This window comes from Halomonas sp. HL-93 (genome assembly GCF_900086985.1).
Lineage (GTDB): Bacteria > Pseudomonadota > Gammaproteobacteria > Pseudomonadales > Halomonadaceae > Vreelandella.
Genome location: NZ_LT593974.1, coordinates 2,067,578 through 2,082,464, shown reverse-complemented (window position 1 = coordinate 2,082,464; position 14,887 = coordinate 2,067,578). Strand labels below are relative to the sequence as shown.

General features: G+C 53.4%; 16 protein-coding genes and 1 tRNA gene. 7 read left to right on the top strand and 10 right to left on the bottom strand.

Annotation, left to right across the window (positions count from 1 at the left end; translation table 11 throughout):
* Positions 1-221: 221 nt before the first annotated feature.
* Positions 222-1,622, top strand: coding sequence for an alanine/glycine:cation symporter family protein (locus tag GA0071314_RS09635; RefSeq protein WP_074396437.1), 1,401 nt, complete (start codon positions 222-224; stop codon positions 1,620-1,622).
* Between the two features lie 94 nt (positions 1,623-1,716).
* Entirely contained in the window at positions 1,717-2,829 is a 1,113-nt protein-coding gene (gene gcvT, locus GA0071314_RS09630) for a glycine cleavage system aminomethyltransferase GcvT (protein WP_074396436.1), read from the top strand.
* A gap of 54 nt (positions 2,830-2,883) precedes the next feature.
* On the opposite strand, the gene GA0071314_RS09625 is transcribed toward gcvT, so the two are convergent.
* Genes GA0071314_RS09625 through GA0071314_RS09615 form a run of 3 tightly spaced genes read right to left on the bottom strand, consistent with a single transcriptional unit; the run spans position 2,884 to position 5,625 of the window.
* Positions 2,884-3,744, bottom strand: coding sequence for a LysM peptidoglycan-binding domain-containing protein (locus GA0071314_RS09625; protein ID WP_096300883.1), 861 nt, complete (start codon positions 3,742-3,744; stop codon positions 2,884-2,886).
* Between the two features lie 35 nt (positions 3,745-3,779).
* The gene (locus GA0071314_RS09620) at positions 3,780-4,661 is read right to left on the bottom strand and encodes an acyltransferase (RefSeq protein WP_074396435.1); all 882 of its coding nucleotides are present in this window, start codon (positions 4,659-4,661) and stop codon (positions 3,780-3,782) included.
* Between the two features lie 52 nt (positions 4,662-4,713).
* On the bottom strand, positions 4,714-5,625 hold the full coding sequence (locus GA0071314_RS09615) for a LysR family transcriptional regulator (protein WP_074396434.1): 912 nt from the start codon (positions 5,623-5,625) through the stop codon (positions 4,714-4,716).
* Positions 5,626-5,798: 173 nt separating this feature from the next.
* Here GA0071314_RS09615 and GA0071314_RS09610 point away from each other — a divergent pair, with 173 nt between their 5' ends.
* Both GA0071314_RS09610 and GA0071314_RS09605 read left to right on the top strand, forming a co-directional pair.
* A complete protein-coding gene (locus GA0071314_RS09610; RefSeq protein ID WP_074396433.1) occupies positions 5,799-6,497 on the top strand; it encodes a CoA transferase subunit A in 699 nt (232 codons plus the stop codon).
* Between the two features lie 49 nt (positions 6,498-6,546).
* Complete coding sequence (locus GA0071314_RS09605; RefSeq protein WP_074396432.1) at positions 6,547-7,212, top strand: CoA transferase subunit B; 666 nt, start codon at positions 6,547-6,549, stop codon at positions 7,210-7,212.
* A gap of 41 nt (positions 7,213-7,253) precedes the next feature.
* Here the strand turns inward: GA0071314_RS09605 and GA0071314_RS09600 are convergent, their stop codons facing one another.
* Both GA0071314_RS09600 and GA0071314_RS09595 read right to left on the bottom strand, forming a co-directional pair.
* The gene (locus GA0071314_RS09600) at positions 7,254-8,021 is read right to left on the bottom strand and encodes a DUF1338 family protein (RefSeq protein WP_074396431.1); all 768 of its coding nucleotides are present in this window, start codon (positions 8,019-8,021) and stop codon (positions 7,254-7,256) included.
* Between the two features lie 114 nt (positions 8,022-8,135).
* On the bottom strand, positions 8,136-8,411 hold the full coding sequence (locus tag GA0071314_RS09595; RefSeq protein WP_074396430.1) for a GrxA family glutaredoxin: 276 nt from the start codon (positions 8,409-8,411) through the stop codon (positions 8,136-8,138).
* Positions 8,412-8,609: 198 nt separating this feature from the next.
* On the opposite strand from GA0071314_RS09595, the gene GA0071314_RS09590 reads away from it, so the two are divergent.
* Entirely contained in the window at positions 8,610-9,383 is a 774-nt protein-coding gene (locus GA0071314_RS09590) for a 3-hydroxybutyrate dehydrogenase (protein ID WP_074396429.1), read from the top strand.
* A 44-nt stretch (positions 9,384-9,427) separates the two neighbouring features.
* Here the strand turns inward: GA0071314_RS09590 and GA0071314_RS09585 are convergent, their stop codons facing one another.
* The 3 genes from GA0071314_RS09585 to GA0071314_RS09575 are packed head-to-tail and all read right to left on the bottom strand — an operon-like array spanning position 9,428 to position 11,699.
* A complete protein-coding gene (locus tag GA0071314_RS09585; RefSeq protein ID WP_074396428.1) occupies positions 9,428-9,967 on the bottom strand; it encodes a response regulator transcription factor in 540 nt (179 codons plus the stop codon).
* A gap of 41 nt (positions 9,968-10,008) precedes the next feature.
* Positions 10,009-11,277: an ATP-binding protein gene (locus tag GA0071314_RS09580; RefSeq protein WP_074396427.1), complete on the bottom strand. Its 1,269-nt coding sequence runs from the start codon at positions 11,275-11,277 to the stop codon at positions 10,009-10,011.
* 5 nt (positions 11,278-11,282) lie between these two features.
* Positions 11,283-11,699 carry a hypothetical protein gene (locus GA0071314_RS09575; RefSeq protein ID WP_074396426.1) on the bottom strand — a complete coding sequence of 139 codons (417 nt, stop codon included), beginning with the start codon at positions 11,697-11,699 and terminating at the stop codon, positions 11,283-11,285.
* Between the two features lie 184 nt (positions 11,700-11,883).
* Between GA0071314_RS09575 and pyrC the strand changes: the two genes are divergently transcribed.
* Positions 11,884-12,918: a dihydroorotase gene (pyrC, locus tag GA0071314_RS09570; protein WP_074396425.1), complete on the top strand. Its 1,035-nt coding sequence runs from the start codon at positions 11,884-11,886 to the stop codon at positions 12,916-12,918.
* On the opposite strand, the gene mtnN is transcribed toward pyrC, so the two are convergent.
* Both mtnN and folD read right to left on the bottom strand, forming a co-directional pair.
* Positions 12,911-13,618, bottom strand: a complete 708-nt coding sequence (gene mtnN, locus GA0071314_RS09565; RefSeq protein WP_074396424.1) for a 5'-methylthioadenosine/S-adenosylhomocysteine nucleosidase — start codon at positions 13,616-13,618, stop codon at positions 12,911-12,913. The two genes, pyrC and mtnN, sit on opposite strands and share 8 nt — an antisense overlap.
* Positions 13,619-13,661: 43 nt before the next feature.
* Entirely contained in the window at positions 13,662-14,525 is an 864-nt protein-coding gene (folD, locus tag GA0071314_RS09560) for a bifunctional methylenetetrahydrofolate dehydrogenase/methenyltetrahydrofolate cyclohydrolase FolD (RefSeq protein WP_074396423.1), read from the bottom strand.
* A 201-nt stretch (positions 14,526-14,726) separates the two neighbouring features.
* Between folD and GA0071314_RS09555 the strand changes: the two genes are divergently transcribed.
* Positions 14,727-14,803 (top strand) — tRNA-Pro (locus tag GA0071314_RS09555).
* Positions 14,804-14,887: the final 84 nt, after the last annotated feature.

Below are 14,887 nucleotides of genomic sequence, written 5' to 3'. Positions count from 1 at the left end.
TGAATTGTCAAAATAGCGATATTTGCTGCATTAACTCGACAATGGCATAGCAAGCCACCGAAGTTATGGTGTAAAACATGCCAATCTTACGTTTAGCGTGGTCGGCGAATGGTTCGTGACACGTTAGCGTTTGATGGCCAGAATAAATTGATGTGTAAGACATTGACCGGTTGGGTCGACTTCGAATAAATCAAACCATGAAAGGGTTAAGGAGATAACAAGTGGAAACATTAACAAGTCTCTTCGGAGCCATTAACGGGGTGGTCTGGGGCCCGTTGATGCTCATCTTGCTGTTAGGTGTGGGGATTTACCTTCAGCTTGGCTTGAAACTGATGCCGATTAGAAAGCTCGGTATGGGTTTCAAGCTAATGTGGCAGGGGCGCAGTGGGGCGGCAGCTGACGTTAAAAGTGCCGATGATAAAGAAGGCGAAATTTCGCCTTTTGACGCGTTAATGACGGCATTATCGGCAACGATTGGTACCGGTAATATTGCCGGGGTAGCCACTGCGATTGCGCTCGGTGGGCCCGGGGCGGTTTTTTGGATGTGGATCACTGCCCTGGTGGGGATGGCCACGAAATTCTCCGAGGCCGTACTGGCGGTTCGTTTCCGCGAGACCGATAGCACTGGCTACCATGTCGGTGGGCCGATGTTCTATATCAAAAACGGTCTTGGCAAAAAGTGGATGTGGTTAGGCGGCTTGTTTGCTTTCTTTGGGGCTGTCGCGGCATTCGGGATCGGCAATACGGTTCAGTCCAACTCGGTGGCCGATGCCATGAGCTCGACTTTTGGTGTGCCCACTTGGCTTACTGGCGTTGTCATTATGGTGCTCGCCGGGGCAGTCATTCTTGGTGGCATCAAGCGGATTGCAAAGGTGGCCGGCAAGCTGGTGCCGGTGATGGGTATCGCCTACGTGGTCGCGGGTATTATTGTTTTGATTGTCAATGCTGGGCAGATCGGTGAAGCCTTCAGCCTGATTTTCTACTACGCCTTTAACCCGATTGCTGCCGCTGGTGGTTTTGCGGGTGCTGCCGTCATGGCGGCTATTCGCTTTGGCGTAGCGCGAGGGATTTTCTCTAACGAAGCGGGTCTAGGCAGTGCGCCCATTGCCCACGCGGCGGCGCAAACCAAAAATCCTGTGCGTCAGGGCTTAATTGCCATGCTGGGAACGTTCATTGATACCATTGTTATCTGTACTATCACAGCGCTGGTTATCCTCACCTCTACGGTGTGGGTTGATGGTGAAGAGGGCGCATCGCTGACGGCGCTTTCCTTCGATGCGGCGCTACCCGGGTTTGGTAATCAAATTGTTGCCATTGCGTTGGCCGTATTCGCTTTTACAACCATTCTTGGGTGGTCGTTCTACGGCGAAAAATGCTTCCAGTTCCTGTTTGGAACGCGCTCCATTATGCTGTATCGCGTGCTATTCGTATTAGCAATTCCGCTCGGTGCTATCGCGCAGCTTGGTTTCATCTGGCTGATGGCGGATACCTTCAACGCCATGATGGCCATTCCGAACTTAATCGCCTTGGCGCTGCTATCGCCCGTCGTGTTTAAACTGACCAAAGACTATTTCGATGGCAAAGATGTGTTGCCAGGGGAATCGTTAGACCACGATAACTAATAGTTGCTAGGCGCTCGTGCGCATTTGCAATGCTTTTGAAGAGTCGGGAAGGCACTCATGTGACTTCCCGCTCTTGTTTGTAAAGGAGTGATCAATGACTGAGCTTAAAAAAACACCGTTGCATGCACTGCACGGCCGCCTAGGGGCGAAAATGGTGCCTTTTGCCGGTTACGATATGCCCGTTCAATTTCCGATGGGCGTAAAAAAAGAACACGAGCACACTCGCCAGCAGTGTGGCTTGTTTGATGTCTCACACATGGGGCAGGTGATTGTTTCTGGCGATAACGTGGCTGAGGCGCTGGAAACGTTAATTCCTGCCGACTTGATAGGCTTGGCACAGGGTGCACAACGCTATGGCCTACTTACCAATAACGAAGGCGGGATTCTTGATGACCTGATGGCCGTCAACGCCGGTGATCACTTTTATTTAGTGGTCAATGCTGCCTGTAAAGACCAGGATATTGCCCACCTGAGAGTTAACTTGGGCGATCACCTGACCGTAGAGCGATTGGACCGAGGCTTGCTGGCTTTGCAGGGCCCTACTGCTCACCGAGTGATGCAGCGTCTTTGCCCGGCTGCCTGTGAACTGGTCTTTATGCAGCACGGACGCTTCCAGGTGCTTGATCATGAGGTTTGGATTAGTCGCAGTGGTTATACCGGTGAAGATGGCTTTGAAATATCAGTCCCCGCCGACGCCACTGAAACGTTGGCTGAGCGCTTGCTGTCAGAGCCTGAAGTGGAAGCGATTGGTCTTGGCGCGCGGGATTCATTACGTCTTGAGGCAGGTCTATGTCTTTACGGCCACGATATGGATACCACCACCACACCGGTTGAGGCCGGTTTGATCTGGGCAATCAGCAAACCGCGTCGACATGGAGGCGAGCGGCCTGGAGGTTTTCCGGGCGCAGATTTGATTCTTCACCAAGTAGAGGCCAAAGACCATAGCCGTAAGCGTGTTGGTTTAGTCGCTGATGGACGGGCGCCGGTTCGTGAAGGGGCCTTGCTGGTAGATGAAGAAGGCAACGAGGTGGGGCAGGTAACGTCTGGCGGTTTCGGTCCGAGTGTTGGCAAACCGGTGGCGATGGGCTATGTCACCCGAGACGCCGAAACCCCGGGCACGACAGTGTATGCCGAAGTACGCGGCAAGCGGCTGCCCATGACCGTTAGCAAGACGCCTTTTGTAACAGCCAACTTTTATCGTGGCTAGGTCTGAAAGCCGCTTGAGATAGCCCCCGCGATGGCATACGCCGCGGGGGTGTCGTCATTCCAATATTTTCCTCGGGTCAATAGGTTTCCCTCCCTGACGTAAGTCAAACAACAAATCATATCGGTCGGTTGCGCGGCTTTTGCCTACTTGGCAAAGAGGGTCCCCAGCGGATACCTCCTGTCCTTCTTCAACGGTTATTGTTTCGCAAAGCGCATAGACACTTTGCAGATTATCCGCATGGTGGACAATGACCACCTTGTCAAGTTGCCGCATGCTGCCCGCAAAACGCACTTCGCCTGCGGCTACCGCGTGCGCATTTGCATTCGCCTGTGTTGCTAGCAGCATGGGCTGAAGCGTGCCCCGGCTATCGGGACCAAAGCGTCGAACGACACGGTAGTCTTCCAGCGGCCAGGGCCAGCCTTTGGCTGAGGCGGGGAGTGATGAGTTGTTTTTGCTAGACGTTGGCTTAGCAGGCTGGCTAGCACTGACTGGGGTCGAACTCGCGGTGCTTGAGGCGCTGGGGTTTGAGCCGATAGGGATGTTGATCATCTGCCCAACGCGTAGCGCTGTCGCCGAGCTGCCGGTATTGGCGCCTTGCAAGCGAGATGAAGTCGTCCCGAAGTGGCGAGCTAGGCTCGAAAAGGTATCACCAGGGCGAATTTGATAACGGTATGGGCCGCTCGCTGGAGCACGCTCCTGCTGAGTAGGGACAAGCAACCGTTGGCCAACCACCAAGTGACGTGCTTTGACGCCGGGGTTGAAGCGCTGTAAGCGCTCTAGTGGCACATTAGCGCGTTTGGCTAACTGGCCCAATGTGTCACCGCGCTGGATTTCCACCCAACTGCCACTGATCTGAGCCGCCGCCGGGGCGGTGACTCGTTGGGAAGAAGGGGGCGAACTGGCGCAACCGGCCATCGCGCTGACCAACATGAACATGCCAAGCCAATGGCTCAGGCGTGATCGATCTGACCATCCAGCTGACAGTCTTTTTCCTGCCAGAGTGCGTTGATCCATGTGTGAAATTTTTCCTTGTGCTGGGTTTCAGCGTGATAATCAGCGGTTAGCATCCATTGGGGCACGTCAAGGACACGTGCCTGTAAGGTGACAGGTGCTTCCTTTCCACACAGAAAACCCCAAAAGGTAGGCGTGGGGTTGGCATAGCTCAACGTGACGTCAAGGATGCCGTCGAGTTTGTCACCCAACAATCTGAGCACCTGGGCGACACCGCCGGCTTTGGGGCGAAGCAGGTGGCGATAGGGGCTTTGCTGCAGGCCATGCTTGTGCGGTGTGAAGCGAGTACCTTCCACAAAATTAAAGATTGCAATGGGGGTCTGTCGAGCGCGGGCACACATGCGCTCTGTTGCCTTTTGATCCAACGTTGCAAGTGTCGGGTTTTGGGCCACTTGCTCCCGGGTGATACGGCGCATCACAGGAAATTCGAGAGCCCAAAAGGCAAGGCCGACAACGGGTATCCAGAGCAATTGCCGCTTAACAAAGAAACGCGGCATGGGTATGCGTCGATGGAGGACCATTAACAACATGAAAATATCCGTCCAGCTGCGGTGGTTGGAAATGACCAGCCACCATTGGTCTGGATGCAGATGGTTAGGAAGGGAGGCATTCAACTGAGGCTTGAGCCAACGGCGCATCCACCACAAATTGACGCCAATCCAATTCAGGGCAACGCGGTTTAGCCCCTGAAGCACTGTTTGCCTAGGGCGACCAGAAGGGGTGACTAATTTGACCAGCGTAAGCGCAATCAGCGGTATTCCCCAGAACAGCGTATTGAGCGTTAATAGCGTAACGCTAATCACTCCTTTCAATATTGGCATACCGCATTTCCTTACCATCGTCGTGCGTATTGATGAATGCTAAAGGATATTGCTAACCCTGCCCAGCCTCTTGCTCAGGTAAGTAGGGTGCTTGTACCGTTTCCAGCAACACCGTGCGCAATGCATGAGCGGCTACTGATAATTCTTGTTGCGTCAGTATGCCAACTCGGCAGGCGATGGTAGGCGATGTTAAGGGTACGCAACGAGCGCCCAACGCCTGCATTTGAGGAATACACATTGAGGGCACCCCGCTGACGCCGAGACCCGCCCCGACCATGCGGCCGACCGTAGAGAGTTGATGGCTTTCGAATGCGACCGGCAAGTCAATCCGCTGTTTGGAAAGTGCGTGCTCCAGCAACCGGCGGACCATCGACGGACGCTGCAAGGTAATAAAGTCCTCTTTAAGCAGCTGTTCCCATGTTATAGATGCATGACCGTTCAACGCTGAATCCTGGGGGACGGCGGCGACAAAATGATCCTCGAACAGGGGCGTAAACGACAGGCTATCGGTACCTTCCGGCGAAAACGCGATGCCCATTTCCACTTGGCGTGAGCGCACCATATCGGTCACGTCTTCGTTGATGACATCGTGCACGGTCACATTAATTTTGGGGTACTGTTGACGAAAACGCACCAGTGCGGCGGGTAGCAGATTGCAGGCAAAGGCAGGCATCGCCGCCACGCTTAGCCGACCCAGCTGTAGGGTGAAGCGTTGCCGCAGACGCTCTTCGGTATTGTCCCATTGGGCAAGTAAATGTTTAGCCAGCGGCAGCAACGATTCGCCTTCAGGCGTTAAACGGACGCTGCGTGTACTACGCAGCAATAATTTGCCGCCCAGCGCATCCTCCAGACCTTTTATGGCTAAACTCAGGGCAGGCTGCGATAAATGCAGCCGTTCACAGGCCTGTGTAAAGCTCAGAGTCTGGGCAACAGCCAGAAAGGCGCGGAGTTGCTTGACGGTCATGGAAGGCTCTTTATAAGTTATACAAATAAATTGATAAGAAAAACAAACTTAACAAATATATCATCTGGCACAACACTGCAAGTCAGAAGTCTGCGTCGCGTTAGCCGTCACAGCTTGCGGATCGTGGGCTTAGCGACATTGGCGTATCACCGACAATAAGACGAGGCATAACAATGGCAGGATTTGATAAGCGTGTTGCTTCCTATGAAGAAGCGATGGAAGGCATTGAAAGCGGTATGACCGTGTTAGCCGGCGGTTTTGGCCTATGCGGTATCCCCGAAAACTTAATCGCCGAAATAAAGCGACGTGGGGTTAAGGACCTTACCGTTGTATCGAATAACTGTGGCGTTGACGGTTTTGGGCTTGGCTTGTTGCTTGAAGACCGTCAAATACGCAAGATTCTGGCATCCTATGTAGGTGAAAACGCGCTGTTTGAGCAGCAAATGCTCAATGATGAAATTGAAGTGATCCTGACGCCCCAAGGGACACTAGCGGAAAAAATGCGCGCAGGCGGGGCGGGCATCCCGGCCTTCTACACTGCTACTGGGTACGGTACGCCCATCGGTGAAGGCAAAGAAGTTCGTGAGTTCAATGGTCGTCCGCATATTTTGGAAGAAGCGATTACCGGCGATTTCGCTATTGTTAAGGGCTGGAAGGCCGACCGCTACGGCAATGTGATGTACCGTCACACTGCGCAAAACTTTAATCCCATGGTCGCAACGGCGGGCAGAATTACCGTCGTTGAAGTTGAAGAGATCGTCGAGCCTGGCGAGTTAGAACCCAGTCAGATTCATACCCCGGGTATCTATGTCGACCGAATCATCCAGGGCACGTTTGAGAAGCGCATCGAAAAACGCACGGTACGCTCTTAACAAACGTTGTTGCTTCGGCTTTTAATCGATTCACTATGAGGAACTGACCATGGCTTTAACACGTGAACAAATGGCACAGCGTGTGGCACGCGAACTTGAAGACGGTTTTTACGTTAACTTGGGTATTGGGATTCCGACGCTGGTCGCTAATTATATTCCCGACGGCATGGACGTCATGCTGCAGTCGGAAAATGGTCTGCTGGGTATGGGACGTTATCCCACTGAAGAGGAAGTTGATCCCGATATGATCAATGCTGGCAAACAGACCGTTACGGCGCGCCCCGGCGCCGCGATCTTTTCGTCGGCAGAGTCCTTTGCGATGATTCGTGGCGGTCACGTCGACCTCACCGTGCTGGGCGCTTTTGAGGTGGACCAAAACGGCAATATCGCTTCCTGGATGATTCCCGGTAAGTTAATTAAAGGCATGGGCGGCGCCATGGATTTGGTTGCTGGCGCGGAAAATATCATCTGTACCATGACCCACGCCTCGAAACACGGCGAGTCCAAGTTGCTTGAGCAGTGCAACCTGCCACTCACCGGCGCCGGCTGTATTAACCGCGTCTTGACGGATCTGGCCTACCTGGAAATCAAAGACGGTACTTTCATCCTGAAAGAACGGGCACCCGGTGTCAGCGTTGAAGAAATTATCGAAAAAACCGCTGGCAAGCTGGTGGTGCCGGACCACGTGCCTGAAATGACGTTTGTTGAAGTGTGACGGGCGCGTTGTCCGGCGGGCGGCGTAACGGTTAATCTCGGTTACGCCATCTCGCAGCGAGCGTGTAAAGGCAGCAATAATTCCGCCACCCGCTCGTGGTCATTGCCCAGGTACTTTTGAACAATGGCAAGGCCACCCAAACAAAGTCGATGTTCATCCCCTTGGCTGAAAATTATCTTTTGCGGCGTGGCAGGATAAAAGCGATGTGCAAGGAGGTTAGAAACGCCGAATACCCCGTTTTGCTGGTCGTCCATGTGTGTTAAACCACTTTGTAGAAGTTGTTCGTCAAGCGCTTCAAGTGAGTTGCCTAGCTGTTCGCAATCAAAACCTGCGTGGTGCAGCCTGGGCCCCATGACGGCCAGCCAAGCGGCGAGCGGATGCGCATTGTGCAGTTGCTGATAAAGCGCCCATGAAGGCATTGGCCAAGGGCGGCCGCGGCATAGCAGGTTTTGTCCCTTACCGTCTTGCGGGTGTGTTTGCTGGACGAGATCAAGCAATGCATCGCGCAGGGGCTTGGATAGAGTGCCTGTCTGCAATTCGGCGAGGACTAGCCAGCTGCCACCGTCTGCTGGAGCGAGCAAATAAATTAATAGTCCTTTATCGGCCATCGCGTAATGCCCAGTATGGCGATACCCCATGTGAGCAAGCGCTGGCGATAGCGCTTGAGCGGAGAAATTACCCACGTTAAGTGTTACCAGGGTGAGGTAATCCGCTGGGGTGGAAAGGGGCCATAGGCGAAGTGCCCCGATATCAGGGTGGGTATGAATATAATCCAGCCATAACTGCTGGATGAACTCCTCGCGGTGCATAGTGCCTTCCTTGCCAACGTGTCGGCCCATTTGGGTATGGGTTTATATCGATTCAAGTATAGGCAAGTGGCAATACGATGGTTCAACGCAGCTAAACGGCGGACTAACGATCGTCTAGGCGGTAGATGATGCGCTGAGTAACTGGCGGTCGCGTACGAACTGATCAAACTCGGTAAAACCGCCTACGTGTTGCTGATCCACAAACACTTGTGGAACCGTATGGATGGGTTTGCCAGCGGTTTTGGCAATATCCTCTTTGCTGACACCTTCAGAAGGCATGTCAATGTAACGGTAGCCTTCAATATTGCCTAGCTGTTCTAGTTGCTCAGCGAGCTGCTTGGCGCGAACGCAAAACGGGCAGGATAAGCGCCCAAAAATGACTACAAACATGCATAACTCCTTTGCCAACCCCATAAAGAATGGTCAATTGTGAACCAGCCATCGAATGTTATCCAATAGGGCCACGCTAAAAAGGTTATTGAATCACGTTATCATCTGCAGCTTTTTATCGTATAGACGCAGTGGTGCCGTGAGCAATCGACTAAACTAAATTCATCCACTAAATGCATTTGATTAACAGGAATTGCCATGACAACGACACCAGCGGTTACCCCTCGTATTGCCCTCGTAACCGGTACTAGTAGCGGTATTGGCGAGGCGGTGGTAAAGCAGTTTTGTGAATTAGGCCATCAAGTATTAGCGGTCGATTTTAACCCGGATGGTAAAGCCGTCGCTGAGGCAGCAGGTGCTGCGTTTTATCAAGCTGACTTAACCGATCCGGTTGCCTGCCGAGGAGCCGTCGCCGAAGCAGTGAAACGCTTTGGTGGCGTGGATATCCTGGTTAACAATGCAGGGATTCAACATGTCGCGGCCATTGAAGATTTTCCTGAAGCAAAATGGCGTCAAATTATCGACCTGATGCTGACGGCGCCATTTTTGCTTACTCAGGCAGCGTGGCCGCATATGCGCAAAAAGGGCTGGGGGCGAATTGTTAATATTGCCTCCATTCATGCCCAAGTGGCCTCGCCAGGCAAGGCAGCCTATATAAGTGCTAAGCACGGCATGATTGGCCTGACCAAAACGGCTGCATTAGAAGGCGGTGAGCAGGGAATTACGGCCAATGCGATTTGCCCGGCCTATGTGAAAACGCCACTGGTCGACAATCAAATTGCTGACCAAGCGAAGTTGCATGGCATGGGCGAGCAAGAAGTGATTGAAAATATCATGCTCAAAAACGCAGCGGTAAAACGCCTTATTGAGCCCAGTGAAGTGGCGCAGCTTGTGGCCTATATGGCCTCCGATGCAGCCGGGGCGGTGACCGGAGCGAGTTGGAACATTGATCTTGGCTGGACCGCCCATTAATTAGTGTTAACTCAAAACGGCTGCTGGTTAATCTCGGCGTGCCGTTAGTGGCGAACGGGGCGTTTTTGTAGTTTGCGCTGCAGCGTGCGGCGGTGCATGCCAAGCGCCCTGGCAGTGGCGGAAATATTGCCGTCGTGCTCTTGTAATACCTTTTGAATGTGCTCCCAGGTAATGCGATTAATCGAGGGTGGGTTATCAGCAACCTCAATATTAGGGTCACCGTCTGATCGTTCGAACGCAGTTAACACATCGTCAGCGTCGACCGGCTTGCATAAATAGTTGACCGCCCCTAGCTTGATGGCTTCAACCGCTGTCGCAATACTTGAATAGCCGGTCAACACGACCACACGGCAACTTGGAGACACCGTCAGAAGCTCGGGCAGTAGCTTGAGTCCCGAGGAGTTTTCCAGCTTTAAGTCGAGTGTGGCCATAGTGGGCATATGTTGAGCCGCCAGCGTAAGGGCTTGGTCAGCATCATGTGCGACGATGACTTCAAAGCCTCGCCGGGTGAGCGATCGGCTGAGCACGTGACAAAACATTTCGTCGTCGTCGACAATCAGCAGCCGTTGGTCTTGTGTTTGCATGATGACCTCAATAAATAACTAACGGAACACGCAGTAGGGCGTTAAGCAGCGCCTGCACGGGGAAGCGTGACTTCGGTTAACGTGCCGCCCTCGGGATGGTTATACAGACTGACCCCGCCACCAAAGCGATTGATGGTGGCGTGGGTTAAAAATAAGCCAATGCCCATGCCTTTGCTTTTAGTTGAAATAAACGTATCGCCAAGCTGGTCAGCAATTGACATGGCAACGCCTGGGCCGTGATCACGAATATCGATCACGATGCGATCCGAATGCCAATCCAAACCGATGGCAACGCCCTCGGGATTGGCATCTGCGGCGTTATTGAGCAGGTTGGTGAGTGCTTGGTCGAGCGTAGCGTCGACCGCCAGCCAGGGCCGCCCACGACGTTCTGCAATTTCAAGTCGATGGCTTACATCGGGTCGGAGTACTAGCCAACGTTGCACAACACCGGTGAGCCACGTTTCAGCGTCAAGCATTTCTGGCTCCGCCATGCGCCGCCTGTCCGCTTGGCTGACGAGATGCTGTAAGCGTGATTTACAAATATCGACTTGCTGGCGCAGCAAGGCGATATCTTCTTGATGTTCCGGGTTGTCTTTGGCTTCTTCCTGCATGTCTTTAAGCAGGACCGCCATCGTCGATAAAGGCGTGCCCAATTCATGTGCTGTACCTGCGGCTTGAGTCGCGACAGCCAGTACTTGCTCATTGCGTAATGCTGCCTCTCGAGTGCGAGAAAGCGCTTGGTCCCGGCGTCTTAGGGCATGGGCCATTTTATAAATGAAAAAAGTGACTAGCCCCGCCGACATACCAAAATTCACCCACATACCAAGAATGTGTAGGCTCAAGGGACTGCTGCTATTGATATGGCCAAGTTGGGGAATGGGATGGTAATCAATCATCAGAAAGCTATACGCCGCCATGGCGCAGCCTGCAATAATCCATGCATGGCGCCAGGGTAAGGTGGCTGCCGCTATGGTAATCGGCACGAGATAATAGGTAATAAAAGGGTTGGTAGAGCCGCCGGAAAAATAAAACAGCAGCGTCAAACCCACCAAGTCGGCGAGTAAGTGCATTAAATATTCTAGATGCTCGACAGCACGAGGGCGCCCCAGTCGCCACCATGTGGCAATATTGAGCAGTCCCATCGCTAGAACAACGCTCAACACCTCGGGAATGGGTAGCTCAAATGCCAGAAACTTCGTGCCCACAATGATGGCAATTAGAAACCCCGTCCAGGTAATGCCTCGCACAATGGTCAAGCGAACCAAGTTTCGGTTTGGGGTTGATAGCGGCAGTGGGAGCTCGGTTGGCATGTCGCTCACTTGGCGGTGGTTTTAAAGCGGTGGATTAAAAATTTAATGCATAGCGTCACCACATAGGTTAGCCATCCCGCCGTGGCGACAATATTGACCATAAGCATTTTAGGTGGCAGCCAAGCGCTGCCCAGCAGGCCTTCGATCATAATGTGGAAAAACATCGCGATAAGAAGCGGCAAAGCCAGCAGGTGAATCCACATATCGGTACGCCGTTTACGCACGTGGTAGCGTCGCAGCAGGCAGCGAAACGGGCGGTGCGCCCAGCTAAAAAATACCAGTGTGGCAATGATAAGCAGCATGGCGAGGGTCGCTTCTGTACTGCCGTAATACGCAGAAAACGATACCGACCATGCAAGGCCCAGCCATATCAGGCCTTCGGCGCTGGCAATGATATCGGCATAGCGCCGAACGTTCTGCATAAAGTGTATCCTTTAACCAAACAACGATAATTAATCATACGCCAGATCACGTTAGCTGTGGGTGACTTCTGGTCGATTCAACCTGGTGGCGTATCCGGTATACTGAGGAGTTGGGGCACTGCATGGCTCATTTTTTACTTTGCTATGCATCATACGACGTTACTGACTACGTACAGGATTTTCCGTGGACGCTATTACTTTGACTCGGCCAGACGATTGGCACCTACATCTGCGTGATGGCGAGGCGCTTAAAGCGGTCGTGGGCCATACGGCGGCCCAAATGGGGCGCGCTATCATTATGCCGAACTTGACGCCGCCAATCACTACGACGGAACAGGCCGTGGCCTATCGTCAGCGTATTCTCGCGGCTCTGCCCGCTGGGAGTCGCTTTGAGCCTCTCATGACGCTTTATCTGACCGATACCACTCCCCCGGAAGAAATCGAGCGGGCGGTCAAAAGCGGCATTGTTAAAGCCGTCAAGCTTTACCCTGCTGGCGCGACAACCAATTCCGCCTCAGGCGTTACCGATCTAGCGCTTTGCGACGCCACGATTGCGGCGCTTGCCGAGGCGGGCATGCCGTTATTGATGCATGGCGAAGTCACCGATAGTGATATTGATATTTTTGATCGTGAAGCGGTTTTTATAGAGCGCGTGCTGACACCTCTTTTGGCGCGTCATCCCACGCTAAAAGTGGTGTTTGAGCATATTACTACCCAGCAAGCCGCTGAGTTTGTCGCCCAAGCGCCGGATACGGTGGCCGCGACAATCACCGCGCACCACCTATTGTTTAATCGCAATAAAATGCTGGTGGGCGGCATACGGCCACATTATTACTGCCTGCCCATTCTCAAACGCGAACAGCACCGCCAGGCGCTTTTAAAAGCAGCGACCAGCGGCAGTGGGAAGTTTTTCCTGGGCACCGATAGCGCACCGCATGCGCAAACGGCGAAAGAGTCTGGCTGTGGTTGTGCGGGTGCTTACACGGCATCAACTGCCATTGAGTTGTATGCCACGGCGTTTGAAGAGGCGGGGGCGCTTTCTGCGTTGGAAAAATTTGCCAGCCTGAATGGGCCGCATTTTTACGGTATGCCGCCTAATGGCGACACGATTACCCTATCCAGGCGTTCGCAAACACTCCCCGCCAGCTATCCCTATGCCGATGGCGAAGCAATTATCCCGTTGCTGGCCGGGGAAAAACTCGATTGGTCAATTAGCTAGCACTTAACGTAAGTAGCATCTGATCGACCATTCGCGATGAGTGGTCGGCAGCCACATCGAGAAACTGCTCGAAAGATAGGTGGTTATCACCGCTGCCGGGAATGTCGGATAGGGCGCGAATGACTACAAAGGGGCATTGGTACAAGTAGCATGTCTGGGCGATGGCAGCCGCTTCCATCTCTACCGCTAACATGCTGGGAAATAGCGCGCGCGTTGCGTCCACTCGGGCAGGGTCAGCCATAAAGGCATCGCCAGTGGCAATTAAGCCTTCGCGCACGTTAACCTCGCCCAGTGTTTTGATAGCTCCACGGGCGATGTCTCGCAATGTCGCGTCGGCTGGATACGCCGCTGGCATGCCGGGAACCTGGCCCATCTCGTAGCCGAATACCACCGCGTCCACGTCGTGGTGGCGTACTTCGTCCGAAATAATGATGTCGCCAATACGCAGATCGCTGGCAAACCCGCCGGCTGATCCAGTGTTGATTATCGCGTCTGGCTGATGTCGCTCTAAAAGTAGCGCCGTGCCAACGGCCGCATTTACCTTGCCGATGCCTGACTGGAGTATAGTGATGTCCAGGCCGTGGCGCGTGCCGCGATGGAAAATAAAGCCCGCGTGCTCGTAACGCTCTGGATTGTCCAGCTGTGACGCTAAGATGCTGACCTCTTGTGCCATGGCGCCGATAATGCCAATACGCTTCACTGTGTTAATTTCCTATCGTTAAAGGGATGGCCATTAGCCGTCGTTAGCTTTCAGATTGATCGTGTTGTTCAGCGGCAGCTAAGGTGTTTTCAAGTAGCGTGGCAACGGTCATTGGCCCCACGCCCCCCGGAACGGGTGTAATAAAGCTGGCGCGTTCGGCGGCGGCGGTAAAATCCACGTCCCCCCTCAATGTGCCATCGTCTTGGCGGTTAATGCCTACATCAATGACCACCGCGCCGGGTTTAATCCATTCACCCTTAACGATGCCGGGTTTGCCAACGGCGACCACGACAATGTCGGCGCGTCGAACGTGCGCCGCTAAGTCTTGTGTGAAGCGGTGGCATACCGTCGTTGTTGCGCCGGCGAGCATCAACTCCAGCGCCATGGGACGTCCGACAATGTTGGAGGCGCCTACTACCGTGGCATCCAGGCCACGCACTTTGATATCGCTCTGCTCAAACAACGTCATAATGCCTTTTGGTGTGCAGGGGCGAAGGGCGGGCATGCGTTGGGCGAGTCGGCCAATGTTAAACGGGTGAAAGCCATCCACATCTTTGTCAGGGCGGATACGCTCTAAAATTGGCTCGGCGTCGAGATGGTCGGGTAGTGGCAGTTGGACGAGAATGCCGTCTACGGCGGGGTCGTCGTTAAATTGGTCAATCAGGGTTTCAAGTGCCTGCTGGGAAGTGTTGCTGGGCAGCGCGTGCTGAAAGGAAAGGATGCCTGCCTGCTCACAGGCACGGTGCTTATTGTTTACATAAACATGCGAAGCAGGGTCGTTTCCTACCACCACAACCGCAAGTCCGGGTGCTCGTTTGCCAGCTTGTTGGCGAGCCGTTACCTTTAGAGCAACCTGTTGACGGACATTGGCGGCGATAGCTTTGCCATCGATGAGTTGGGCGGTCATGTAAAGAAATCCCTGTGAGGTTGAAGGCGAACAAAGTAATAGGGTTAACCAAAGGCCAGCCATGGCTAATTTTCGCATGATGGGGCAGTTAGGCAAAGTGCCTGGGTAAGTTGTTAGCTTGATGGTTGACTTTAAAATTAAAAACAGTAATATATGCCTCGCTTGAGACGGGCCATGCGGCAGCGTTTAGGCTAGTAAAATCGGGGTGTAGCGCAGTCTGGTAGCGCGCCTGCTTTGGGAGCAGGATGTCGGGGGTTCGAATCCCTCCACCCCGACCACGTCTAACGTGAAAGGTAGTTTTGCTTTTCCAGGCGGTGGTTGTGGTCAAGTGCTCATCAATGTCTTTGCTTACAGATATTACA

Coding starts and splice junctions, on each gene's coding strand:
- GA0071314_RS09610 (WP_074396433.1), top strand. CDS start 5,799: ATGGCAGGATTTGATAAGCGTGTTGCTTCCTATGAAGAAGCGATGGAA.
- GA0071314_RS09575 (WP_074396426.1), bottom strand. CDS start 11,699: ATGCAGAACGTTCGGCGCTATGCCGATATCATTGCCAGCGCCGAAGGC.
- GA0071314_RS09590 (WP_074396429.1), top strand. CDS start 8,610: ATGACAACGACACCAGCGGTTACCCCTCGTATTGCCCTCGTAACCGGT.
- GA0071314_RS09580 (WP_074396427.1), bottom strand. CDS start 11,277: ATGCCAACCGAGCTCCCACTGCCGCTATCAACCCCAAACCGAAACTTG.
- gcvT (WP_074396436.1), top strand. CDS start 1,717: ATGACTGAGCTTAAAAAAACACCGTTGCATGCACTGCACGGCCGCCTA.
- GA0071314_RS09620 (WP_074396435.1), bottom strand. CDS start 4,661: ATGCCAATATTGAAAGGAGTGATTAGCGTTACGCTATTAACGCTCAAT.
- GA0071314_RS09585 (WP_074396428.1), bottom strand. CDS start 9,967: ATGCAAACACAAGACCAACGGCTGCTGATTGTCGACGACGACGAAATG.
- GA0071314_RS09605 (WP_074396432.1), top strand. CDS start 6,547: ATGGCTTTAACACGTGAACAAATGGCACAGCGTGTGGCACGCGAACTT.
- GA0071314_RS09625 (WP_096300883.1), bottom strand. CDS start 3,744: ATGGCCGGTTGCGCCAGTTCGCCCCCTTCTTCCCAACGAGTCACCGCC.
- GA0071314_RS09615 (WP_074396434.1), bottom strand. CDS start 5,625: ATGACCGTCAAGCAACTCCGCGCCTTTCTGGCTGTTGCCCAGACTCTG.
- GA0071314_RS09595 (WP_074396430.1), bottom strand. CDS start 8,411: ATGTTTGTAGTCATTTTTGGGCGCTTATCCTGCCCGTTTTGCGTTCGC.
- folD (WP_074396423.1), bottom strand. CDS start 14,525: ATGACCGCCCAACTCATCGATGGCAAAGCTATCGCCGCCAATGTCCGT.
- GA0071314_RS09600 (WP_074396431.1), bottom strand. CDS start 8,021: ATGCACCGCGAGGAGTTCATCCAGCAGTTATGGCTGGATTATATTCAT.